Annotated in this window: 19 protein-coding genes; 18 read left to right on the forward strand and 1 reads right to left on the reverse strand. The window is 56.8% G+C overall.

Annotated features, from left to right (window positions below; genetic code table 11):
* Nucleotides 1–14 precede the first annotated feature (14 nt).
* The 12 genes from AVI_RS06720 (at nucleotide 15) to mce (ending at nucleotide 13,751) form a co-directional block, all read left to right on the forward strand.
* Complete coding sequence (locus AVI_RS06720; protein WP_015915654.1) at nucleotides 15–746, forward strand: hypothetical protein; 732 nt, start codon at nucleotides 15–17, stop codon at nucleotides 744–746.
* A 282-nt stretch (nucleotides 747–1,028) separates the two neighbouring features.
* The gene (gene nuoG / locus AVI_RS06725) at nucleotides 1,029–3,110 is read left to right on the forward strand and encodes an NADH-quinone oxidoreductase subunit NuoG (RefSeq protein WP_015915655.1); all 2,082 of its coding nucleotides are present in this window, start codon (nucleotides 1,029–1,031) and stop codon (nucleotides 3,108–3,110) included.
* Nucleotides 3,111–3,122: 12 nt separating this feature from the next.
* Nucleotides 3,123–4,166 carry an NADH-quinone oxidoreductase subunit NuoH gene (gene nuoH, locus AVI_RS06730; protein ID WP_015915656.1) on the forward strand — a complete coding sequence of 348 codons (1,044 nt, stop codon included), beginning with the start codon at nucleotides 3,123–3,125 and terminating at the stop codon, nucleotides 4,164–4,166.
* Between the two features lie 40 nt (nucleotides 4,167–4,206).
* Nucleotides 4,207–4,698: an NADH-quinone oxidoreductase subunit NuoI gene (gene nuoI / locus AVI_RS06735; RefSeq protein WP_015915657.1), complete on the forward strand. Its 492-nt coding sequence runs from the start codon at nucleotides 4,207–4,209 to the stop codon at nucleotides 4,696–4,698.
* 155 nt (nucleotides 4,699–4,853) lie between these two features.
* Nucleotides 4,854–5,468 (forward strand): NADH-quinone oxidoreductase subunit J, encoded by a 615-nt coding sequence (locus tag AVI_RS06740; RefSeq protein ID WP_015915658.1) that lies wholly within the window; start codon nucleotides 4,854–4,856, stop codon nucleotides 5,466–5,468.
* 32 nt (nucleotides 5,469–5,500) lie between these two features.
* Entirely contained in the window at nucleotides 5,501–5,809 is a 309-nt protein-coding gene (nuoK, locus tag AVI_RS06745) for an NADH-quinone oxidoreductase subunit NuoK (RefSeq protein ID WP_015915659.1), read from the forward strand.
* A gap of 7 nt (nucleotides 5,810–5,816) precedes the next feature.
* Nucleotides 5,817–7,808, forward strand: coding sequence for an NADH-quinone oxidoreductase subunit L (gene nuoL, locus AVI_RS06750; protein ID WP_015915660.1), 1,992 nt, complete (start codon nucleotides 5,817–5,819; stop codon nucleotides 7,806–7,808).
* Nucleotides 7,808–9,319, forward strand: coding sequence for an NADH-quinone oxidoreductase subunit M (locus AVI_RS06755; RefSeq protein ID WP_041696444.1), 1,512 nt, complete (start codon nucleotides 7,808–7,810; stop codon nucleotides 9,317–9,319). Before nuoL ends, AVI_RS06755 begins: the two co-directional genes overlap by 1 nt.
* A 17-nt stretch (nucleotides 9,320–9,336) precedes the next feature.
* Nucleotides 9,337–10,776: an NADH-quinone oxidoreductase subunit NuoN gene (nuoN, locus tag AVI_RS06760; protein ID WP_015915662.1), complete on the forward strand. Its 1,440-nt coding sequence runs from the start codon at nucleotides 9,337–9,339 to the stop codon at nucleotides 10,774–10,776.
* Nucleotides 10,773–11,561, forward strand: coding sequence for a biotin--[acetyl-CoA-carboxylase] ligase (locus AVI_RS06765; protein ID WP_015915663.1), 789 nt, complete (start codon nucleotides 10,773–10,775; stop codon nucleotides 11,559–11,561). The genes nuoN and AVI_RS06765 overlap by 4 nt, the downstream gene beginning before the upstream one ends.
* Nucleotides 11,558–13,225, forward strand: a complete 1,668-nt coding sequence (locus AVI_RS06770; RefSeq protein WP_015915664.1) for a ribonuclease J — start codon at nucleotides 11,558–11,560, stop codon at nucleotides 13,223–13,225. Before AVI_RS06765 ends, AVI_RS06770 begins: the two co-directional genes overlap by 4 nt.
* A 121-nt stretch (nucleotides 13,226–13,346) precedes the next feature.
* Nucleotides 13,347–13,751, forward strand: a complete 405-nt coding sequence (gene mce / locus AVI_RS06775) for a methylmalonyl-CoA epimerase (RefSeq protein WP_015915665.1) — start codon at nucleotides 13,347–13,349, stop codon at nucleotides 13,749–13,751.
* Between the two features lie 30 nt (nucleotides 13,752–13,781).
* On the opposite strand, the gene AVI_RS06780 is transcribed toward mce, so the two are convergent.
* Nucleotides 13,782–14,180 (reverse strand): RidA family protein, encoded by a 399-nt coding sequence (locus tag AVI_RS06780; protein WP_015915666.1) that lies wholly within the window; start codon nucleotides 14,178–14,180, stop codon nucleotides 13,782–13,784.
* Between the two features lie 157 nt (nucleotides 14,181–14,337).
* Between AVI_RS06780 and AVI_RS06785 the strand changes: the two genes are divergently transcribed.
* The 6 genes from AVI_RS06785 (at nucleotide 14,338) to dnaE (ending at nucleotide 23,398) form a co-directional block, all read left to right on the forward strand.
* Nucleotides 14,338–14,931 (forward strand): TetR/AcrR family transcriptional regulator, encoded by a 594-nt coding sequence (locus AVI_RS06785; protein ID WP_015915667.1) that lies wholly within the window; start codon nucleotides 14,338–14,340, stop codon nucleotides 14,929–14,931.
* Between the two features lie 155 nt (nucleotides 14,932–15,086).
* On the forward strand, nucleotides 15,087–15,356 hold the full coding sequence (locus tag AVI_RS06790) for a DUF1467 family protein (protein ID WP_015915668.1): 270 nt from the start codon (nucleotides 15,087–15,089) through the stop codon (nucleotides 15,354–15,356).
* A gap of 618 nt (nucleotides 15,357–15,974) precedes the next feature.
* Nucleotides 15,975–17,297 (forward strand): proline--tRNA ligase, encoded by a 1,323-nt coding sequence (proS, locus tag AVI_RS06795; RefSeq protein WP_041697837.1) that lies wholly within the window; start codon nucleotides 15,975–15,977, stop codon nucleotides 17,295–17,297.
* Between the two features lie 19 nt (nucleotides 17,298–17,316).
* Nucleotides 17,317–18,624, forward strand: coding sequence for a lipoprotein-releasing ABC transporter permease subunit (locus tag AVI_RS06800; protein ID WP_015915670.1), 1,308 nt, complete (start codon nucleotides 17,317–17,319; stop codon nucleotides 18,622–18,624).
* A 14-nt stretch (nucleotides 18,625–18,638) separates the two neighbouring features.
* Nucleotides 18,639–19,328: an ABC transporter ATP-binding protein gene (locus tag AVI_RS06805; protein WP_015915671.1), complete on the forward strand. Its 690-nt coding sequence runs from the start codon at nucleotides 18,639–18,641 to the stop codon at nucleotides 19,326–19,328.
* Nucleotides 19,329–19,909: 581 nt separating this feature from the next.
* Complete coding sequence (gene dnaE, locus AVI_RS06810) at nucleotides 19,910–23,398, forward strand: DNA polymerase III subunit alpha (RefSeq protein WP_049777155.1); 3,489 nt, start codon at nucleotides 19,910–19,912, stop codon at nucleotides 23,396–23,398.
* Nucleotides 23,399–23,444 lie beyond the last annotated feature (46 nt).

A 23,444-nucleotide genomic window follows, 5' to 3' on the forward strand; every position in this document is an offset into this window, starting at 1 on the left:
GCAAAGGTGATGCGATGGTTGAGGCTTCGAAACGGACGGGAACGGATGCATCGGCAAAGCCGGCTGACGCTAGCCGCGGCGCTGAGATGGCCGGATCGTCGCTGCATGCTCTTATGGCCAACCCGATGGCTGCCTTTGCGGCTGCCACGGTGCTTGGTTTCGGTTTTGCCACCCAGATGACCGGTGTGATGCTCGGTTCCATGCAAACAATGATGGACAAGCCTACCCGTCGGACGAAGGACGATGTGCCGGAAGATAAAGCTGATCATCAGGTTGCTGCCGCATCCGTTTCAGAGGTCAATTTGAAGCCTGAAACGCAGCTGCAGCCAGTCGATGCTCCGGTTTCGGATGCAGTGGTTCCGCCCAAAGTATCACCCGCACGCCGTCCAGTCGCAAAAACCAAGAGCAAGCCGCAGGCTGCCAAGCCGATAAAAAGCCCGGCAGTGCGTTCGGCCAAAAAACCGACAGTCGCGCCTGTGACGCCGGTAGAGGAGCCCGAAGTGAAGGCAGCGCCTGTTGCCGTCAAGCCCGCCCGGCGGCGCGGCAAGAAGGTTGATCTTAAGGCAATCGGCGGTGTCGGGCCGAAGGTTCAGGAAATGCTCAGTAAACTGGGTGTTCATGGCCTTGATGATATCGCCACCTGGACCCCCGAAGATGCGGCACGGATTGATGCGGAGCTTGGTCTCGACGGTCGCATCCTGCGTGATGACTGGATCGGACAGGCCCGCAAGCTGACCGGTGCTTGATTAGGCGGGTGTGACGGCATCGGTTTAGGAATTGTGGTTGAGATAGAATGTGTTACGACGTGTTTTGTGTCTCATGTATGAAGCACTGCACGGAAAAGATGGGCGAAGGCCTATTGGATGAATTGAGGGCGCTCTGCCGCCATGCATCCCACCTTGACTGATGGGATGCGAAGCAGGCGAGCGGTCGAGAACTGAGACATGCGTAGCGGAAAATCCTGTGCGATTTTCCTGGCCGGACTGAAAAAGCGGCGGCTGCGATGGACGTGAGACAGGAAGGCGAATATGGCAAAGCTGAAAGTCGACGGTAAGGAGATCGAGGTTCCCGATCATTTCACGCTGCTTCAGGCGTGCGAGGAAGCGGGTGCCGAAGTTCCGCGTTTTTGTTTCCACGAGCGGCTTTCGGTCGCTGGCAATTGCCGTATGTGCCTTGTCGAGGTGAAGGGCGGCCCGCCAAAGCCGGCAGCCTCCTGCGCCATGGGCGTGCGCGATATCCGCGGTGGCCCGAATGGTGAGTTGCCTGAAGTCTATACCAATACGCCAATGGTCAAGAAGGCGCGTGAAGGGGTGATGGAGTTCCTCCTGATCAACCACCCGCTCGATTGTCCAATCTGTGACCAGGGCGGCGAATGCGACTTGCAGGACCAGGCCATGGCCTTCGGTATCGACAGTTCCCGCTATGGCGAGGACAAGCGCGCCGTCGAGGACAAATATATCGGGCCGCTGGTCAAGACGGTGATGAACCGTTGCATTCACTGCACGCGCTGCGTCCGCTTCACCACCGAAGTGGCCGGCATTGCCGAACTCGGCCTGATCGGTCGTGGCGAGGATGCCGAAATCACCACCTATCTCGAACAGGCAATGACCTCGGAATTGCAGGGCAATGTCGTTGATCTCTGCCCGGTCGGTGCGCTGACCTCCAAGCCCTTCGCCTTCACGGCCCGTCCGTGGGAATTGGGCAAGACCGAATCGGTCGATGTGATGGATGCGCTGGGTTCGGCGATCCGCGTCGATACGCGCGGTCGTGAAGTGATGCGTGTCATGCCGCGCGTCAATGACAGCATCAATGAAGAGTGGATTTCCGACAAGAGCCGCTTCATTTGGGACGGATTGAAGACCCAGCGTCTGGACCGGCCTTATGTGCGGCGCAATGGACGTCTCCAGCCAGCAACCTGGCCGGAAGCCTTTGCCGAGATCAAGACTGCCGTCTCGGCTACCAACGGCTCGAAGATCGGCGCGATTGCTGGTGATCTGGCATCCGTCGAGGAAATGTATGCACTGAAGGAACTGCTGACTTCGCTTGGTTCCACCAGCTACGATTGTCGCCAGGACGGCACGGCGCTCGATCCTGTTCTCGGCCGTTCGTCCTATATCCTCAACTCCACCATCGAGGGTATCGAGGATGCCGACGCGCTGTTGTTGATCGGTTGCAATCCGCGCCTTGAAGCGGCGGTCATGAATGCGCGTATCCGCAAGCGGTGGCGTCGTGGTGGCTTCCCGATCGGCGTAATCGGCGAAAACGCCGATCTGCGTTATGATTATAGCTATCTGGGTGCGGGTACTGATACGCTTTCCGATTTGGTTGCTGGCAAGAACAGCTTCTTTGACGCATTGAAGGCGGCTGCCAAGCCCTTGATCATCATTGGCCAGGGCGCCTTGACCCGTGGTGACGGCGCTGCCGTGCTGGCTCAGGTCGCTGCGCTTGCTGTTGCCGTCGGTGCGGTCGGCGAGAGCTGGAATGGCTTCGGTGTTCTGCATACCGCAGCGTCGCGCGTCGGTGGCCTCGATCTCGGTTTCGTGCCGGGGCAGGGGGGCAAGACGGCAGCAGAAATGCCTGGTGCAATGGATGTCCTCTTCCTGCTCGGCGCCGATGAACTGGATCTGTCGGCCAAGACCGCAAAGCTGACTGTCTATATTGGTTCGCACGGCGACAACGGCGCCCAGAATGCCGATGTTATCTTGCCGGCTGCCGCCTATACGGAAAAGTCGGGCACTTGGGTGAATACGGAAGGTCGCGTCCAGCTTGGCAATCGCGCTGGTTTCGCGCCGGGTGAGGCTCGCGAAGACTGGGCTGTACTGCGCGCGCTTTCGGACGTGCTCGGCAAGAAGCTGCCGTTCGATTCGCTTGGCCAACTGCGACAGAAGCTCTATCAGGCCCATCCGCATTTTGCCGCGCTTGACGAGATTGCCATAGGCAATCCGGCGGAAATCGACGCCTTGGCGAAAAAAGGCGGGAACATGACCCAATCCGGGTTTGCGTCTCCGATCAAAGACTTCTATTTGACAAACCCGATTGCACGCGCGTCTGCGGTGATGGCCGAGTGTTCGGCATTGGCCCGCAATAATTTCAAGGCTGCGGCAGAGTAAGGGCAAGGGACCATGGACAGTTTCGTTTCTACCTATGTGTGGCCGGCGGCCATCATGATCGGCCAGTCCCTGCTGCTGCTGGTCTGCCTGCTGGTGTTCATTGCCTATATCCTGTTGGCAGACCGCAAGATCTGGGCGGCGGTGCAATTGCGCCGTGGTCCGAATGTGGTGGGTCCATGGGGGCTTTTCCAGTCCTTCGCCGACCTTTTGAAATTCGTGTTCAAGGAACCGATCATTCCGGCTGGCGCCAATAAGGCCGTTTTCCTGCTGGCGCCGCTGGTGGCCGTGACGCTTGCTCTGGCGACATGGGCGGTTATTCCGCTCAACCAGGGCTGGGTGATTGCCAATATCAATGTCGGCATTCTCTATGTGTTTGCGATTTCCTCGCTGGAAGTCTACGGCATCATCATGGGAGGCTGGGCGTCCAACTCGAAATACCCATTCCTCGGTGCCCTGCGCTCTGCGGCTCAGATGGTCTCCTACGAAGTGTCGATCGGCTTCGTCATCGTCACGGTGCTGCTGTGTGCGGGATCTCTGAACCTCACCGACATCGTCAATTCCCAGAACCATGGTCTCGGCACGATGATGGGAATGCCGGCCTCGCTGCTGGACTGGCATTGGCTGTCGCTGTTTCCGATGTTTGTGATCTTCTTCATCTCGGCGCTGGCGGAAACCAATCGTCCTCCCTTCGACCTGCCTGAGGCTGAATCCGAACTGGTCGCCGGCTTCATGGTCGAATACGGCTCGACCCCTTACATGATGTTCATGCTGGGTGAGTATGCAGCCATCGTGCTGATGTGCGCGTTGACCACCATTCTGTTTCTGGGTGGCTGGCTGCCGCCGTTGGACATTGCAGTACTCAACTGGGTGCCGGGTATTATCTGGTTCATCCTCAAGGCGACGCTGGTGTTCTTCATGTTCGGCATCACCAAGGCGATCGTTCCGCGCTACCGTTATGACCAGTTGATGCGCCTGGGTTGGAAAGTGTTCCTGCCGCTGTCGCTGGCCATGGTGGTTATTGTTGCATTCGTGCTGAAGCTTGGGGGCTGGGCATGAGCCTTCACCCCGCAGATTTCGGCAGAATTGGAGTTTGAAGATGGCAAGTGTTTCCCAGGCTGTCCGCTCGCTGTTTCTGAAAGAGTTCGTCAACGCATTTTTCCTGTCGATGCGTTACTTTTTCAAGCAGAAGGCGACTGTGAACTATCCGTTTGAGAAAGGCCCTGTCAGCCCGCGCTTTCGCGGCGAGCATGCGTTGCGTCGCTATCCCAATGGCGAGGAACGTTGCATTGCCTGCAAATTATGCGAGGCGATCTGTCCGGCCCAGGCGATCACCATCGAAGCTGGCCCGCGCCGCAACGATGGCACGCGCCGCACGGTTCGTTACGATATCGACATGGTAAAATGCATCTATTGCGGCTTCTGCCAGGAAGCCTGCCCGGTCGATGCGATCGTCGAAGGTCCGAATTTCGAATTCTCGACGGAATCACGCGAAGAACTCTATTTCGACAAGGCCAAGCTTCTGGCCAATGGAGATCGGTGGGAGCGGGAAATCGCGCGCAATCTTGCGCAGGATGCCCCTTACCGCTGAGATCGTCTTTTTGAGGAAACCGATGGCGGTTGGGCAAGATCTGTCCGTCCCGGTTTGAAATTGAAACGAAATGCATGGCTGGTCCGGCCCGGACCACTGGCATTTCATGGGACACGGCCGCGCCGCGCTCCTGAGGAAGATGAAAAGGCACCATCATGGGTCTTCAGGCAATCTTTTTCTACCTTTTCGCCTTTGTCGCGGTTGCGTCGGCGTTCATGGTTATTTCGTCACGCAATCCGGTTCATTCGGTTTTGTTCCTCATCCTCACCTTCGTCAACGCGGCTGGTCTGTTCATGCTGACGGGTGCCGAGTTCCTGGCGATGATCCTGCTGGTCGTCTATGTCGGCGCGGTTGCAGTGCTCTTCCTGTTCGTGGTGATGATGCTGGACATCGACTTCACGGAATTGAGGGCAGGGGCTTCGAAATATGGTCCCTTGGCGGCCTTGATCGGCGCCATCGTTGCAGCTGAACTGATCTTCGTCATCGGCGGCTCGGCGATTTCCCCAGCTGCAAAGCAGGCGATCACCATGCCGATTCCGGCACTGGCGGACCGTCAGAACACGGCCGCGCTCGGTGATGTGCTCTATACCAATTATGTCTTCTTCTTCCAAATCGCCGGCCTCGTGCTGCTGGTGGCCATGATCGGCGCTATCGTGCTGACGCTGCGTCACCGCCAGCACATCAAGCGGCAGAATATTGCACACCAGGTTGCACGTGGACCGGCGACTGCCATCAAGGTGGTCAAGGTCAAGCCCGGCCAGGGCATCTGAGCTGAAGGCAAGGGATCTCAAGGAAACGAACAATGGAAATCGGACTTTCCCATTATCTCACCGTCAGCGCGATCCTGTTCATGCTGGGCGTCTTCGGTATCTTCCTCAACCGAAAGAACATCATCGTTATTCTGATGTCGGTGGAGCTCATTCTTCTGGCGGTAAACGTCAACATGGTGGCCTTCTCATCATTCCTCAATGATATCGTCGGCCAGGTTTTCGCGCTGTTTATCCTGACCGTCGCGGCTGCGGAAGCCGCGATCGGCCTTGCTATCCTCGTTGTCTTCTACCGCAACCGCGGATCGATCGCCGTTGAAGACGTCAACATGATGAAGGGCTGATACGGCTATGCTATTGTATAAGACAATCGTCTTTCTTCCGCTGCTTGGCGCGCTCATCGCCGGCCTGTTCGGTCGCCAGATCGGCGCCAAGGCATCGGAATTCATCACGACAGGGTTCATGGTGCTGACTGCGGCCCTGTCTTGGTACGTGTTTATCTCGGTGGGCTTCGGTCATTCTGAGCTGATCAAGGTTCCAGTTTTACGCTGGATTCAGGTCGGCGGCATCGACGTTGAATGGGCGCTGAGGATCGACACGCTTACAGCGGTCATGCTGGTCGTCGTCAACAGCGTCTCGACGCTGGTGCATCTCTATTCCATCGGCTACATGCATCACGATCCGCATCGCCCGCGCTTCTTCAGCTATCTGTCGCTGTTTACCTTCGCAATGTTGATGCTGGTCACGTCAGACAATCTCCTGCAGATGTTCTTCGGCTGGGAAGGCGTCGGTCTGGCATCCTATTTGCTGATCGGCTTCTGGTTCAAGAAACCGTCGGCAACGGCTGCGGCCATGAAAGCCTTCATCGTCAACCGTGTCGGCGACTTCGGCTTTATTCTCGGCATCGCTACGCTGTTCGTTCTGTTCGGATCGATCAATTTCGAGACGATCTTCGCTTCGGCCCAGACATATCTGCCAGCCGAAGGCGCACCTGCCGGTGACGCTGTCATCAATCTGTTCGGTATGCATCTTGACAAGGGCCATGCGGTCACCGCAGCCTGCCTGCTGCTGTTCATGGGGGCCATGGGCAAGTCGGCGCAGTTCCTGCTGCATACCTGGCTGCCGGACGCGATGGAGGGGCCGACACCGGTTTCGGCACTGATCCACGCGGCAACCATGGTTACCGCCGGGGTCTTCCTCGTTGCCCGCATGTCTCCGGTCTTTGAACTGTCGCCGGACGCCCTAACGGTCGTCACCATCGTCGGTGCGATCACGGCCTTCTTCGCGGCCACCGTTGGTCTCGTGCAGAACGACATCAAGCGGGTGATTGCCTATTCGACCTGCTCGCAGCTCGGCTACATGTTCGTGGCGCTCGGCGTCGGCGCCTATGGCGCTGCCATTTTCCACCTGTTCACGCATGCGTTCTTCAAGGCCTTGTTGTTCCTTGGTGCCGGTTCGGTCATTCATGCGGTGGATGGCGAACAGGACATGCGTCACATGGGTGGGCTGCGCAAGCATATCCCCGTGACCTTCTGGGCGATGACCATCGGTAATCTGGCGCTGACAGGTGTTGGTATTCCGGGAACGATGATCGGTACGGCGGGCTTCTTCTCCAAGGATGCGATTATCGAATCCTCGTTTGCCGCCGGTACAGGCGTTTCAACCTTTGCCTTCGTGCTTTTGGTTATTGCGGCCCTGTTCACCAGCTTCTATTCCTGGCGCCTGGCGTTCATGACCTTCTTCGGCAAGCCGCGCGCCTCGCATGAAGTCATGCATCATGTGCATGAATCGCCTCAAGTCATGCTCGTTCCGCTTTACCTGTTGACGGCGGGTGCCTTGTTTGCTGGCTTCATCTTCCATGACTATTTCTTCGGCGAAGCCTATGCCGAGTTCTGGAAGGGCGCGCTGTTTACCGGTGCGCATAATGAAGTGCTCCAAGAGGTCCATCACGTTCCGACCTGGGTGAAGCTCAGCCCGTTTGTTGCCATGCTCCTCGGCTTGGTCACCGCGTGGTACATGTACATCAAGTCGCCGGAAACGCCGAAGAAACTGGCACAAAGCCAGTGGCTTCTCTACCAATTCCTGCTCAACAAGTGGTATTTCGACGAGCTTTATGACTTCCTTTTCGTACGGTCCGCCAAGGCGCTTGGCCGGTTCCTGTGGAAGAAGGGCGATGTTGCCACGATCGATGCCTATGGCCCGAATGGCGTTGCTGCCGGGGTCGCAGGTCTGACGCAGCGGGTTGTCCGGCTGCAATCCGGCTATCTCTACCACTATGCGTTCGCGATGCTGCTCGGGATTGCAGCGCTTATTACCTGGATGATGCTCGGGAGTTCGATCTGATGACCGATTGGCCAATTCTTTCAACGGTCACCTTTCTGCCGCTGGTCGGGGTTGCCCTGCTGCTGCTGATGAATGGCGACACCCCATCCGGACGCCGGAACGTTCTCAATATTTCGCTGTTGACGACGGTTGCGACCTTTATTGTCTCTCTCTTCATCTGGATCGGCTTCGATAACGCCAATCCAGGCTTCCAGATGGTGGAAAATCATCCCTGGCTTGGTACAGGCATCGCTTATCACCTCGGCGTCGATGGCATTTCCATGCTGTTCGTGGTGTTGACGGCCTTCCTCATGCCGTTCTGCGTGCTCGCCAGCTGGACGTCGGTCCAGAAGCGGATCAAGGAATACATGATCGCCTTCCTCATCCTTGAAGTGATGATGATCGGCGTATTCGTGTCGCTCGATATCGTACTGTTCTACGTGTTCTTCGAAGCTGGCCTGATCCCGATGTTCATTATCATCGGTGTCTGGGGTGGCAAGGATCGCGTCTACGCCTCCTACAAGTTCTTCCTCTATACGCTGCTCGGCTCGGTGCTGATGATGCTGGCGATTATGGCAATGTACTGGGATGCCGGCACGACCGACATCGCAGCGCTTCTGGCTCATAAATTCCCGCCGCACTTGCAGACGGTGTTGTGGCTGGCGTTCTTCGCCTCGTTTGCGGTGAAGATGCCGATGTGGCCTGTCCATACTTGGCTTCCCGATGCCCACGTCCAGGCGCCGACCGCTGGTTCGGTCATTCTGGCGGGGATCATGCTGAAGCTCGGTGGTTATGGGTTCATCCGCTTTTCGCTGGCGATGTTCCCGCTTGCCTCCGACTATTTCGCACCGGCGGTCTTTGCGCTTTCCGTTATCGCCATCATCTACACCTCGCTTGTGGCGCTGATGCAGGAGGATATGAAGAAGCTGATTGCCTATTCCTCCATTGCCCATATGGGCTATGTGACGATGGGTATCTTTGCGGCCAATACTCAAGGCTTGCAGGGTGCGGTTTTCCAGATGATCAGCCACGGTTTCGTCTCAGGCGCGCTGTTTCTCTGCGTCGGCGTGATCTATGATCGCATGCATACTCGCGAAATCGTCGCCTATGGCGGTCTCGCCAACAATATGCCGAAATACGCGCTGGCCTTCATGATTTTCACCATGGCCAATGTTGGGCTGCCTGGTACTTCGGGCTTTATCGGCGAATTCCTGACGCTGATCGGTGCGTTCCGGGCCAATAGCTGGGTGGCATTGTTTGCTGCCACCGGCGTGATCCTGTCGGCTGCCTACGCGCTCTGGCTCTATCGCCGGGTCGTTTTCGGAGCGCTGGACAAGGAGAGCCTGAAAGCGCTTCTCGATCTGTCGTTCCGCGAAAAGGTCACGCTTTATCCGTTGATCGCGCTCACCATCCTGTTCGGTGTCTATCCGGCCCCGATCTTCGACGTGACGACGGCTTCGGTGGATGCGCTTTTGAATAACTACACCGCTGCTCTGCAGGCTGCGCAAAATGTTGCGCTCCTGGTGAACTGACGACAGGATCATTGGACATGAATGCTGAAACTCTCCTTGCAAGCCTGCATCTCGTCACGCCGGAGCTTCTGCTTGCGGTTGGCGCGCTGGTATTGCTGATGATCGGCGTGTTCACCAACAAGACCTCGTTGGTGACAGGCCTGGCGGTTGCGCTTCTCGCCGCCGCCTGTGCGTGGATCCTGTTGATGCCCGCCGACGGTGTCGCCTTCGGCGGTGCCTATATCTCCGACGGCTATGCCCGTTTCATGAAGGTCCTGGCCCTGATCGGTTCGATCACCACCATGGTGATGGCGTTCGGTCAGGCACGCGCCAACGATCTCGACAAATTCGAGTTTCCGGTCTTGCTGGTGCTGGCGACCCTCGGCATTCTGTTGATGATCTCGGCCAACAGCCTGATCTCTCTTTATATGTCGCTGGAACTCCAGTCTCTGGCGCTCTACGTCATCGCTGCCATGAACCGCGACAGCGCGCGGTCGTCGGAAGCTGGCCTGAAATATTTCGTGCTTGGTGCCCTGTCGTCGGGCATGTTGCTCTACGGCATGTCGCTGGTCTACGGCTTCACCGGCAATGTCGAGTTCGACAAGATCGCTGCCGTGTTGGCCGCTGGTCACACCAATCTCGGACTTATTTTCGGTCTGGTTTTCGTGCTTGCCGGTCTTGCGTTCAAGATTTCCGCCGTTCCGTTTCATATGTGGACGCCGGACGTTTATGAAGGCGCGCCGACCCCCGTCACGGCCTTTCTCGCCGCAGCCCCAAAGGTTGGCGCTATGGCTATCCTGGTGCGTATCGTCATCGACGCCTTCCAGCCGATTACCGCTGAATGGCAGCAGATCGTCGTGTTCATCGCGATCGCCTCCATGGTTCTGGGTTCGGTAGCCGCCATCGGCCAGCGCAATATCAAGCGCCTGATGGCCTATTCCTCCATTGGTCATATGGGTTACGCTCTGGTCGGCCTGGCCGCTGGCTCCAAGCAGGGCATCGAGGGCGTTCTGCTCTATATGCTGATCTACCTGATCATGAACCTCGGTACCTTTGCCTGCATCATGGCGATGCGGACCAAGGAGGGGGAAGCGCTTGAAACAGTGGATGATCTGGCTGGCCTGTCGCAGACCCGTCCGTTCATGGCGTTTGTTCTGACGGCACTGATGTTCTCGCTGGCTGGTATTCCGCCGCTCGCTGGCTTCTTCGGGAAGTATTTCGTCTTCCTGGCGGCTATCGAGGCACATCTGTATGCCCTGGCGATCATCGGTGTTCTGGCCTCGGTTATCGGCGCCTATTACTACCTGCGGCTCGTCAAGGTCATGTGGTTCGACGATGCCAAGATCGAGTTTGCCGCGACGTCTGGCACGTTGCGGGTGGTCTTTGGCCTGTCCGGTCTGTTCGTCATTGGCTATGTGTTGATCGGTGGACCGATCGGCAGTGCGGCGTCGGCAGCGGCAGCGACCCTGTTCCGTTGAGCGACTATTCCACCCATCGTCGGAAGGCGCTCGACGCCTTCCGACATATTGCGCTGGACGAGGTGGATTCCACCAACCAGCAATGCCTGATCAGGGCCCGTGACGGTGATCCGGGAGATCTCTGGATCACAGCCAACCGCCAGACAGGCGGGCGAGGGCGTCGTGGCAGGCCTTGGGCCTCGGAGCCCGGCAATCTCTACAGCTCTCTTTTATTGATCGATCCGGCGCCTTTGGCCGATTTGCCTTCACTTCCTCTGGCCGTGGCCGTGGCCGTGCATGATGCGATTGGCATCGTTTTGCCGTCGGGTGCACCGCCTTTGGAAATCAAATGGCCGAATGATGTGCTGATTGGTCGTGCCAAGACCTCCGGCATTTTGCTGGAAGCGGAGCGGACACCGGATGGCCGCAACGCCCTGGTCATCGGTATTGGCATCAATCTTCGTTTCAAACCCACTGAAACGCCGTATCCCACGGCCTCGCTCGCCGAGCACGGCGCTGCCGTTACGCCCGATGAGCTTTTCACGCATCTTTTCGCCGCCATGGCCGATGCACTGGCGCTCTGGGATCGGGGCCGTGGCGTCAAGGCCGTGATGCAGCGCTGGCGGCAGGTGGCTTGTGGGATCGATGAGAAAATCACCGTCAATCTCCCGGATCGGTCGATTTCCGGTGTGTTTTCAGGAATCGATGATAAAGGGATATTATTGCTCGACCGGGGCTCGCTAGGCATCACGCCAGTTGCGGCGGGAGATGTGTTTTTCGAGCCGAATGGGCCAAGGAAAGAATGACAAAGACAGACGAACTGGTATTTCTGCCGCTGGGCGGCGTAGGTGAAATCGGCATGAACCTGGCGCTTTACGGCTTTGGCCCGCCGAAGAACCGGGAATGGATCATGGTGGATTGCGGTGTGACCTTCCCTGGTCCCGATCTGCCTGGTGTGGATCTGGTGCTGCCGGACATCCGCTTCGTTCTCTCGCAGAAAAACAGGCTCAAGGCGATCTTCATCACCCACGCGCATGAAGATCATTATGGTGGGCTAAACGATATCTGGCCGGGCCTGAATGTGCCGGTCTATGCCTCGGGTTTTACCGCTGGCATGTTGGAAGCCAAGCGGAATTATGAGGGAACCCGGGCTGAAATTCCGGTAACGCCCTTCAAGCCAGGCGACAAGGTCCATGTCGGCCCCTTTGTTGTCGAGGCTTCGGACGTCAACCATTCCATTCCCGAGCCGATGTCGCTGATTATTCGCACACCGCTTGGCAATGTCATCCATACTGGAGACTGGAAGATTGACCATGCGCCGTCGCTTGGCCCGCTGACCGATGAGGCGCGGTTCCGCGCTCTTGGTGACGAGGGCGTTCTGGCGGTGATGTGCGATAGCACCAACGCGATGCGGGAGGGCGTTTCGCCCTCCGAGCAGGAAGTCTCGGAAGGATTGCGCAAGATCATCCAAACAGCAGAGGGGCGCGTGGCGATCACCACGTTTTCCTCCAATGTCGGACGTATCCGCTCGATTGCCAAGGCAGCCGAGGCAGCAGGCCGCGAAGTCCTGCTGTTGGGCAGCTCCCTGAAGCGGGTCGTCGGTGTGGCGCGCGATGTCGGGCTGATGGAAGGCGTGCAGCCCTTTATCGCCGAGGACGAATATGGGTACATTCCCCGCGATAAGGTCGTGGTGATCCTGACAGGTAGCCAAGGTGAGTCGCGCGCGGCGCTTGCCAAGCTATCGCGCGATGAAATGCGCAACGTGGCGCTGACCAAAGGCGACACAGTTGTTTTTTCGTCTCGCGCTATTCCCGGCAATGAAAAGCCAATCAACGATATCAAGAATGGCCTGATCGAGCAGGGCGTCACCATCGTTACCGATAGCGACGCGCTGGTGCATGTCTCCGGTCACCCACGCCGCAACGAACTTTTGCAGATGTACCAATGGACGCGCCCGCAAATTCTTGTCCCTGTTCATGGCGAGGCGGCCCATCTAACGGCGCAGCAGAAACTGGCTCTGGAGGCGGGGATTGCGCAGGTGCCGAAAGTCCGCAATGGCGACATCCTGCGGTTGGCGCCTGGTCCTGCCGAAGTCATCGGTGAAGCGCCGTATGGCAGAGTCTTCAAGGACGGCAAGCTGCTGGGCGATTTCGAGCAGATGGGCATTGGTGAGCGGCGTAAGCTGTCTTTTGCAGGCCATGTGTCTGTCAGCGTTCTCCTGGACGAACGCTTTGAGTTCCGCGACGATCCGGAAGTGGTTGCCCATGGCCTGCCAGCGGAAGATCTGGAAGGTGATGACATGGAGGACATTCTCTATGACGCCGTGCTGAGCGCCGTCGAGAGCATTCCGCGCACTCGGCGCAAGGATCTTGGCGCTTTGCGTGAAAGTATCCGTCGTGCTGTGCGCTCTACGGCCAACGAGTGCTGGGGCAAGAAGCCGGTCGTTACGGTTTTTGTGACCAAGGTCTGATTGCCGGGGTCACTGGCAAGGGATATTTCTGGAGCTGGAATACCTCAGCTATCAACAAGGCATAGAGCGCCAGTCATCTTGTGATGGTGGCGCTCTATGGGCGCAGATATGGGAGAAGCGTTTGCTGGGTCGGGTCAATCATATCGCCATCGCCGTGCCAGATCTTAGCTCTGCCGTTGAGACTTACGCTGACACGCTTGGCGCGACGGTTTCCGAAGCTCAAGCCTTGCCGGAGCATGGTGTGACGGTGGTTTTTGTCGAACTCCCAAATACCAAGGTCGAACTGCTGGCGCCGCTGGGCGATCATTCTCCGATCAAGGCCTTTCTCGAGAAATCGCCCAATGGTGGCATGCACCACATTTGCTACGAGGTGGATGATATTTACGCTGCGCGGGACCGCCTGATCTCCAAAGGTGCCCGCGTTTTGGGAGATGGTGAGCCGAAAATCGGCGCGCATGGCAAGCCGGTGGTTTTTCTGCATCCCAAGGATTTTAATGGGACATTGATCGAACTCGAGCAACTTTAGCTCATGCTGGATCCTTATGGCGGTTCGGTTTCAATGAATTTTCGGAATACGGGCAATGACCTTTATTTCAAAATCGAAGCCAGCTAGCCAGGTGACCCCAACGGCCGTCCAGTTCGGATAGGGTGCGCTGTGAAAGATCTCCTGCTTGACAGGCATTATGATTGGAAACTGCTGTTCGGGGTCCGTGTGAAACGTCGTTACATCGACGATATCCTCCAAGCCGCATCCCGCAGCACCCAAGACGGCCTTGAGATTTTCGAAAGCCAGTTGGACTTGACGCTTGAAATCAGGCTCAGGTGTTCCATCGTCAAGGCTGCCGACCTGACCTGAGACAAACAACAGGTCACCGGAGCGAATGGCGGCGGAATAACCGTGTTCTTCGTAAAGAGCATGTCGATTGGCAGGAAAGATTGCTTCGCGCTCAGTCATTTTTCTCTCTTTTCTGGGTTATCGGATGACGATGCGAGTGGGTCTGCGCGACGCTTCACAACGCAGCCGTTATTTCGTATACGGTTCGTATCCAAAGTAACCGTATACGAACCGTATGTCAAATTCACATGCATGCCGTATGTGAAATGAGGTCTTAATGGCAAAGTCCCGACGAGAAACCATGGAGGAAAACCGCATCAAATTGATTGCGGCAGGCCGAAAAGCCTTTGCTGAAAAGGGATATGCGGCGGCGTCCATGGACGAGTTGACCGCTGCTGCGGGGCTGACGCGCGGTGCGCTTTATCATAACTTTGGCGACAAGCGGGGTCTGCTGGCGGCGGTTGTCGACCAGATCGATTCGGAAATGGCCGCCCGTGCCCAGGAAATCGGTTCTCATGCTGCGACAGACTGGCATCGCCTGCTGGCTGAGGGCGTGGCTTATATCGAAATGGCAATGGAGCCGGAGGTGCAGCGTATCGTGTTGCTTGACGGCCCCGCAGTGTTGGGTGACCCCTCCAAATGGCCAAGCCAGAACACTTGTCTTCAGATAACCCGGCGGGCTTTGGAGAGCCTTATTGCTCAGGAGGTCCTAAAGCGGGTTGATGCGGAAGCCGCCGCACGGCTTCTGAGCGGGGCCGCCCTTGATGCGGCACTTTGGATTGCGGCCAGCGACGATCCGGAAAATGTCTTGCCAAAGGCGGTCGAGGCTTTCTGCGCCATGGCTGAAGGCCTGCTTTGCAATCCGCGTTGATTGGCTTTCCAAAGCTGCCGGATTGTAGAATTACGGTGTGAAAGGTGCTGCCGATAACCTCGGGTTTTCCCCAGAACCGGTTTCCACTTTTCGGTCCGATGCTGTAGATTGCGCTCTTGTGACTGCGTTCGGGTGCATTTCGGGGAGGAAGAGTGATGTCGTGGGTTACCGGTGGAGCGATCTATTTCATTCTCTGGTGGGTTACGCTGTTTGCCGTCCTGCCCTTTGGAGTGCGGACTCAGGACGAAGAAAGCGCCATCGTTCCAGGCACCGTGGCCAGCGCCCCAGCAGGCTTCCGCTTCTGGCGGGTGATGGGTACCACGACGATTGTCGCTGCCGTCATCTTTTTTGGCTGGAATTTCGTGTCCGGCTATTTCGGCTTCAGCTTTGCTGACCTGCCGCACGTCATGCCTGATATTCGCTGAGGGCCTGATATTCTCGGAGCGCTGGGTTTGTCCCGTAAGCGGACAGCACCCGTATGGGCAAAAAAAAACAAGGCCCGAAGACCTTGTTATTGAAATGTCGCGTGACCTTTCACCAATTAAGGGGCTGCGAATGACCGCGCCTAAGATCTGATCCTCCCAAGACTTTAACCGCGAAATCGGCAGAAATTTAAGCTTTCTGCCTGTTTTGTGAGCGTAAACTAGCTCAACAAGGCAGACTTGTCATCAACTTTTTGCATTTTTGTTACAGCTTTCTAAAAAAAGAAATTGAGCTGGAAATTTTTGCTGATTTGTCAATATTTTGACATGGTTGAGCCGCGAGCGAATGCTCAGGCGTTAAGTGATTTGCCCCGGTTTTGGATCTGAATCTCAGTATTTTTGCCAGGTGTTCAGTCATGAGCCAGCCAAAACAAGCCGATCGTTAAGATGTCTCTGCATGAGGCAGATTGGGCCGCAGGGCCTTGTTATCCTTCGCCGCCGTGCACAAAAGGACGGGGCGGGTTTTCTTCCGTGTGCGAAACGGTTAGAAGGCTTCAAGAAAAACCAGATATACGGCTGATTCCGCACGAAATGCGGCTCGCCTCACCAATGGAAGTCGGTATGCGTCTCTCCCGTTATTTTTTGCCTATCCTGAAGGAAAATCCCAAGGAAGCGGAAATCGTTTCTCATCGGCTGATGCTGCGCACCGGCATGATCCGGCAGCAGTCACAAGGTATCTATTCCTGGCTGCCGCTGGGCAAGCGCGTGCTGGACAAGGTCAATGCGATCATTCGTCAGGAGCAGAACCGGGCAGGGGCAGTGGAATTGCTGATGCCGACGCTGCAATCGGCGGAGCTTTGGCAGGAAAGCGGTCGTTACGACGACTATGGCAAGGAAATGCTGCGGATCAAGGATCGGCAGGACCGGCCCATGCTGTACGGTCCCACCAATGAAGAAATGATCACGGACATCTTCCGGTCCTATGTAAAGTCCTACAAGAGCCTGCCGCTGAACCTCTATCACATACAATTGAAATTCCGTGATGAGATCAGGCCGCGCTTCGGCACGATGCGGTCGCGCGAGTTTTTGATGAAAGACGCTTATTCCTTCGATTTGACGAAGGAAAGCGCCATTCACTCCTATAACAAGATGTTTGCCGCCTATCTTCGGACGTTTGACCGGCTTGGTCTGCGCGCCATTCCAATGCGCGCCGATACCGGCCCGATTGGTGGCAATCACAGCCATGAATTCATCATTCTCGCCGATACCGGTGAATCGGAAGTCTTTTGTCACAAGAGCTTCCTGGATCGCGCCATTCCGTCTGCCGATACCGATTTTGACGATGTTGCTGGCCTTCAGGCGATTTTTGACGACTGGACGTCGCACTATGCCGCTACCTCTGAAATGCATGATGAGGCGGCTTACGGTGCCATGCCGGATGACGCGAAGATTTCCGCTCGTGGTATCGAGGTCGGTCATATCTTCTATTTCGGCACCAAATATTCCGAACCGATGGGCGCCAAGGTGCAGGGACCTGATGGTAAGGAACATCTTGTTCACATGGGATCCTATGGTATTGGGCCGACCCGCCTTGTTCCGGCCATTATCGAAGCTTCCCATGATGAAAATGGCATTATCTGGCCGGCTTCCGTCGCGCCTTTCGATGCCATCATCATCAACATGAAGGCTGGGGATGCCGGTTGCGATGGCGCTTGCGACACCGTGTACGGGGCGCTGACCAAGGCCGGCAAGGATGTTCTTCTCGACGATACCGATGATCGCGCCGGTGCGAAATTCGCACTCGCCGATTTGATCGGCGTTCCCTATCAGGTGATCGTCGGTCCGAGGTCGGTCGCCAATGGCGAAGTCGAGCTGAAGAACCGTAAAACCGGCGAGCGTGAAACCATGACCATCGAGGCCGCCATCAACCGTCTTGCCGGTTGAGCGACGCCAGGAGGCAAGATTGAGCAGTGAAACCGGAAGCTCTGCGGCAGGCGATACCGCAGTGCCGTCATCCGCAAAGCCGTTTTCCGCATTTGAGCGCATGGTGGCCTGGCGCTACCTGCGCGCTCGGCGCAAAGAGGCGGTGATTTCGGTCATTGCCGGCTTTTCCTTTGTCGGCATCATGCTGGGGGTTGCGACCCTGATCATCGTCATGGCTGTCATGAACGGTTTTCGGACCGAGTTGATTTCTCGTATCCTCGGCATAAACGGGCATATGATCGTTCAGCCGGTCGACAGTCCCTTTACCGACTTTGCCGATCTTGCCAAGAAATTCTCCGCAGTGCCCGGTGTCACCATGGCGCTGCCGCTGGTCGAGGGCCAGACGCTGGCCTCTGGCAAGGGTGGGGCTGGGACGGGTGCGTTGGTGCGCGGCATCCGCCCCGACGACCTGTTGAAGCTCAAGGAAGTGGCTGCGAATATCAAGACCGGCGACATGGTGGGCTTCACATCCGGCCAGGGCGTGCTGATCGGTTCGCGCATGGCCAACGATCTCGGTTTGCAGGCGGGCGATTCCATTACTCTAGTCTCGCCAGAGGGGGACGTGACTCCGATGGGAGTCAACCCGCGGGTCAAATCCTACAAGATTTCCGGTACGTTCGAGATCGGCATGTCGGAATATGATTCCTCGATCATTTACATGCCGCTTGAAGAATCGCAGCTCTATTTCAACGCGGAAGGCGTGGTGCAATCCATCGAATTGTTCGTCACCAATCCTGACGACATCGATGAACTGCGCCCCAAAGTCGAGGCGGCAGCGGGCCGGCAGGTATTCATCAGCGATTGGCGTCAGCGTAACCAGACCTTCTTCTCCGCCTTGCAGGTGGAGCGCAATGTGATGTTCATGATCCTGACATTGATCGTTATTGTCGCGGCGCTGAACATCATTTCCGGCCTGATCATGCTGGTGAAGGACAAGAGCAGCGATATCGCCATTCTGAAGACCATGGGCGCCAGTTCAAGTTCGATCCTTCGGATCTTCTTCATGACGGGTGCGGCCATCGGCATCGCCGGCACGTTCGCTGGCGTTGGACTGGGCGTGCTGGTCTGTCTGAACATCGAATCGATCCGGAATTTCTTCTCCTGGGTCTCCGGTACGGTGTTGTTTGATCCGCAACTCTACTTCCTCAGCAAATTGCCGGCGGATATGAGCTTTGGTGAAACGGTTTCGGTGATTATCATGTCGCTCACCCTATCCTTTATCGCCACCATCTTTCCGGCATGGCGGGCGGCCCGGCTCGACCCCGTGCAAGCCCTGCGTTACGAATAAGGAACAGCGGATCCATGGCGAACAACCCTGTTCTTGAAATTTCGGAGGTTTCGCGCACCTATGGGGAAGGCGAAACCAAGCTTTCCATTCTGAAAGGCGCCGGCCTAAAATTATACGAAGGCGAAACCGTCGCTCTCGTTGCTCCGTCGGGCACGGGCAAGTCCACCCTGCTGCATATTGCCGGGCTGCTGGAACATCCGACGGATGGCGACGTGCTGATTGGCGGCACCCGTTGCAATGAGTTGTCCGAGGAAGGCCGCACGGCCATGCGCCGCACCAGCATTGGCTTCGTCTATCAGTTCCATCACCTGTTGCCGGAGTTTTCGGCGCTTGAAAACATCATGATGCCGCAGATGATTGCGGGCTTGAGCATTCCGGAAGCCAGCAAGCGTGCCAAGGCTTTGCTTGATTACATGCGCATCGGCCATCGCGGTGATCACCGTCCCGCCGAACTTTCTGGCGGCGAACAGCAGCGCGTGGCCATTGCCCGTGCGGTTGCCAATGCGCCGCTGTTGCTGTTGGCGGACGAGCCGACCGGCAATCTCGATCCGGAAACTGCAGCTTATGTGTTTTCCGCGTTGGAAGCGCTGGTGCGCCAGTCCGGTCTTGCGGCGTTGATTGCGACCCATAATCACGAACTGGCCCGGCGGATGGACCGCTGCGTCACTCTCCAGGACGGCAGAATCGTCGATTTCGATTTGTAATCGCCCACGGGTCTGAAAAGAACCTTTCCATCAGCGATATCAAAACCCGTCGATCATCTGATCGGCGGGTTTTTCGTATGGCGCTTAGTGTTTGTCAGAGAAAAATGGAAACCGGTTTTGGTAGACAAACTCCGGGAAAAAATATCTGTTGACGAACAAACAAAAGGAGAACAAAATGGATACATAACAAGACAGGAGTGAGCTATGAGTGACATTCTGCATGACATCGCCGCATTCGCATCGCTGGCTGTTTTTATCGCCAGCTTGTCTGTTCTGGCGATGGCTTTTTGAAATGCCAGGCATCGTCTTGGCGCGACCTGATCTAGATGGGTCTGCCAAAGGCGCCTGACGCTTTAAGGGGATAGGTCGCGGTTAGGCTTTATGTCTTCTGGACATGGCGGGCCAAACCTAGGACAATAACCTCCATACAGCGCTGTGCGTTTTGTTAAATGCACATTGGACGCGGTAACACTTTACATCTGCTGCATTCCTTTTTTCGTGGGCTGATTTCAGTTTGACGAGGAAGTTTTATGGTGGCGATCTTCAGTGCACAGCGGCGACAAGCAAGCAGGATGGATGCAATGAGTGATATGGGCGCAAGCGGACAAGCTGTAGTGAATGCGGGTCCAGGTTTCGTCCATTTAAGAGTGCATTCGGCCTATTCGCTGCTGGAAGGTGCGCTGCCGCTGAAGAAGATCCTGAGCAAGGTTGCCTCTGACCAGCAACCGGCCATTGCCATTACCGATACCAATAACCTGTTCATAGCGCTCGAGTTTTCCCAGAAGGCGCTCAGCGATGGCTTGCAGCCGATCATTGGCTGTCAATTGTCCATCGATATGGAAGACGCCAATGAGGAAAAGCGGGGCAATAGCTCTCTTGCCAAATATCCGGCCATTGTGCTTCTCGCCGCCGATCCGGCGGGTTATGAGCGGCTGGTAGACTTGGTCAGCCGTGCCTATCTCCAGGGCGATAATACGCAGTCTGTGCATATCACCGCCTCCTGGTTAGAAGAGATCGGTACGGATGGCCTGATCGCCCTGACGGGTGCAACAGGCGGTCCGGTCGATCTGCCGGTGAAGGACGGTCATCACGCCCAGGCGCTGTCGCGGCTTCAGACGCTCAAATCCCTGTTCGGGGATCGGCTTTATATCGAATTGCAGCGCCACCAAGGTTATGACCGTGTGCATGAAAGCCGGATGATCGCGCTCGCTTATGATCATGATATTCCATTGGTTGCCACCAATGAGGCCTTCTTTCCGAGCCGTGACGATTATGATGCCCATGACGCGCTGATGGCCGTTGCCCATAATGCCATCGTGTCCGACGACCGGCGGTTTCGTCTGACCCCGGATCACTATCTGAAAAGCCGCAAGGAAATGCAGACCTTGTTTAGGGATCTGCCGGAAGCGCTTGAAAACACGGTGGAGATAGCCAGCCGCTGTTCTTTCGTTCTCGACACCCGCAACCCTATACTGCCGCGCTTTACCGGCGGTAGCGACGATCCTGAAGAGGCTGAGCGCGCCGAGGCTGGGGAATTGCGCCGCCAGGCCATCGAGGGATTGGATGACCGGCTGGCAAAGCTTGGCATGGCACCAGGCTATGATGAGAAGGAATATCGGGACCGGCTGGATTTCGAGCTCGGCGTCATCGAGCGGATGAAATTTCCCGGCTACTTCCTGATCGTTGCCGACTTCATCAAATGGGCCAAGAGCCAGGACATTCCCGTTGGCCCTGGCCGTGGTTCGGGTGCGGGTTCGCTGGTCGCCTATGCCTTGACCATTACCGATGTCGATCCGCTGCGGTTCTCCTTGCTGTTCGAACGCTTTCTCAATCCTGAGCGCGTCTCGATGCCCGACTTCGACATCGACTTCTGCCAGGATCGCCGTGAAGAGGTGATCCGTTATGTGCAGCGCAAATATGGGCGCGAGCAAGTGGCGCAGATCATCACCTTCGGGTCGCTCCAGGCCCGTGCAGCCTTGCGCGACGTTGGCCGCGTGCTGGAAATGCCCTATGGGCAGGTCGACAGGATCTGTAAGCTGGTGCCGAACAATCCGGCCAATCCGACCCCCTTGTCCAAGGCCATCGAAGAAGAGCCAAAGTTTCAGGAGGAGGCGGAGAAGGAGCCTGTCGTTGCCCGTCTTCTGGATATCGCCCAGAAGATCGAGGGGCTTTATCGCCACGCCTCGACCCATGCCGCCGGTATCGTTATCGGTGACCGACCGCTGTCCAAGCTGGTACCGATGTATCGCGATCCGCGCTCGGATATGCCGGTCACCCAGTTTAACATGAAGTGGGTGGAGCAGGCCGGGCTGGTCAAGTTCGACTTTCTCGGATTGAAGACGCTGACAGTGCTGAAAACCGCCGTGGATTTCTGCCGGTTGCGCGATATCGAGATTGACCTGGCGACAATTCCGCTGGACGACGAAAAAACCTATCAAATGCTGTCACGCGGTGAGACCGTCGGTGTGTTCCAGGTGGAAAGTGCCGGCATGCGCAAGGCACTGATCGGTATGCGACCCGACTGTATCGAGGATATTATCGCGCTGGTGGCGCTCTATCGTCCGGGGCCGATGGAGAATATTCCGGTCTACAATGCCCGTAAGCATGGTGAGGAGGAGATCGAATCGATCCATCCGACCATCGATTACCTTCTGAAGGAAACCCAGGGGGTTATCGTCTATCAGGAGCAGGTCATGCAGGTGGCCCAGGTTCTGTCGGGCTATTCGCTCGGTGAAGCGGATCTTCTGCGCCGTGCCATGGGTAAGAAGATCAAGGAGGAAATGGACAAGCAGCGCGCCCGTTTCGTCGATGGTGCGGTGAAGAATGGTGTCTCAAAGCCCCAGGCCGACAACATTTTCGACCTGCTGGCGAAATTTGCCAATTACGGCTTCAACAAATCCCACGCCGCAGCCTACGCTATTGTCTCCTACCAGACCGCCTATATGAAGGCCCATTATCCGGTGGAGTTTCTGGCAGCGTCGATGACACTCGATATGGCCAATACCGAAAAACTGGTGGATTTCCGCCAGGATGCCGGGCGTCTCGGTATTGAGGTCGTGCCACCGTCGGTTCAGACTTCTTTCCGGCACTTCCAGACGGGGCCGAACAGGATTTACTATTCGCTGGCTGCCTTGAAGGGCGTCGGCGATGCAGCCGTCGAGCATATCGTAACGGTCCGCGGCGATACGCCCTTTGCCGATCTCGAGGATTTTTGTCTACGGATCGACCCGAAGCAGATCAATCGCCGGGTATTTGAAAGCCTGATTTTTGCCGGTGCCTTCGATTGTTTTGGCCGCGACCGTCCTGAATTGCTGGCTGGCATGGACCGGATTATCGGCTATGCGCAACGCGCCCAGGAAAATGCCGTCAGCGGCCAGTCGGACATGTTCGGCTCTGGCGGCGCCACAGGGCCGGAGCGGATTTCCTTTCCGACCTATACACCCTGGCTGCCATCCGAAAAGTTGATGCGGGAGTTTCAGGTTCTGGGCTTTTATCTCTCGGCCCATCCGCTCGACACCTATAAACCGCTGCTGGAAAAGATGCGCGTGCAGAATTTCGTCGATTTTTCCGGCGCGGTGCGTCAAGGCGCGACGGCGGGTCGGCTGGCCGGGACGGTGATTTCAAAGCAGGAGCGCAAGACGCGAACCGGAAACAAAATGGGCATCGTGACCTTTTCGGATGCCACTGGCCAGTTCGAGGCTGTGCTGTTTTCGGAAGGCTTGAACCAGTATCGCGACCTGCTCGAATCGGGCAAGTCACTGGTGATCACGGTTGCCGCAGAAGAACGGCCGGAAGGCATTGGTCTTCGTATCCAGACGGCGCAGTCTTTGGAAGAAAAATCCTTGCAGATGCAAAAGACGTTGCGTGTCTATCTGCGCGATTCCAGTCCCTTGCGGGCGCTCGCCGCCCATCTCAATACCAAGGGTGATGGACTGGTCTCGTTCGTGGTGATCAAGGAGGATGGACGCCGCGAAATTGAAGTCGAACTCAATCAACGGTTCCGTATCACCCCGGAAATCGCCGCGGCCATGCGGTCCGCGCCGGGTGTGGTGGATGTTGAATTGGTATAGGCACTCTTTGTGGCGTCGCTGTCGCAAAACTGCTGCACGGGCGCAG

Source organism: Allorhizobium ampelinum S4 (genome assembly GCF_000016285.1).
Taxonomy (GTDB): Bacteria; Pseudomonadota; Alphaproteobacteria; order Rhizobiales; family Rhizobiaceae; genus Allorhizobium; species Allorhizobium ampelinum.

Bases quoted from the DNA above. Each gene is read 5' to 3' on its own strand.
- AVI_RS06720 (WP_015915654.1), top strand. From the start codon at position 15: ATGGTTGAGGCTTCGAAACGGACGGGAACGGATGCATCGGCAAAGCCG.
- nuoG (WP_015915655.1), top strand. From the start codon at position 1,029: ATGGCAAAGCTGAAAGTCGACGGTAAGGAGATCGAGGTTCCCGATCAT.
- nuoH (WP_015915656.1), top strand. From the start codon at position 3,123: ATGGACAGTTTCGTTTCTACCTATGTGTGGCCGGCGGCCATCATGATC.
- nuoI (WP_015915657.1), top strand. From the start codon at position 4,207: ATGGCAAGTGTTTCCCAGGCTGTCCGCTCGCTGTTTCTGAAAGAGTTC.
- AVI_RS06740 (WP_015915658.1), top strand. From the start codon at position 4,854: ATGGGTCTTCAGGCAATCTTTTTCTACCTTTTCGCCTTTGTCGCGGTT.
- nuoK (WP_015915659.1), top strand. From the start codon at position 5,501: ATGGAAATCGGACTTTCCCATTATCTCACCGTCAGCGCGATCCTGTTC.
- nuoL (WP_015915660.1), top strand. From the start codon at position 5,817: ATGCTATTGTATAAGACAATCGTCTTTCTTCCGCTGCTTGGCGCGCTC.
- AVI_RS06755 (WP_041696444.1), top strand. From the start codon at position 7,808: ATGACCGATTGGCCAATTCTTTCAACGGTCACCTTTCTGCCGCTGGTC.
- nuoN (WP_015915662.1), top strand. From the start codon at position 9,337: ATGAATGCTGAAACTCTCCTTGCAAGCCTGCATCTCGTCACGCCGGAG.
- AVI_RS06770 (WP_015915664.1), top strand. From the start codon at position 11,558: ATGACAAAGACAGACGAACTGGTATTTCTGCCGCTGGGCGGCGTAGGT.
- AVI_RS06780 (WP_015915666.1), bottom strand. From the start codon at position 14,180: ATGACTGAGCGCGAAGCAATCTTTCCTGCCAATCGACATGCTCTTTAC.
- AVI_RS06785 (WP_015915667.1), top strand. From the start codon at position 14,338: ATGGCAAAGTCCCGACGAGAAACCATGGAGGAAAACCGCATCAAATTG.
- AVI_RS06790 (WP_015915668.1), top strand. From the start codon at position 15,087: ATGTCGTGGGTTACCGGTGGAGCGATCTATTTCATTCTCTGGTGGGTT.
- proS (WP_041697837.1), top strand. From the start codon at position 15,975: ATGCGTCTCTCCCGTTATTTTTTGCCTATCCTGAAGGAAAATCCCAAG.
- AVI_RS06805 (WP_015915671.1), top strand. From the start codon at position 18,639: ATGGCGAACAACCCTGTTCTTGAAATTTCGGAGGTTTCGCGCACCTAT.
- dnaE (WP_049777155.1), top strand. From the start codon at position 19,910: ATGAGTGATATGGGCGCAAGCGGACAAGCTGTAGTGAATGCGGGTCCA.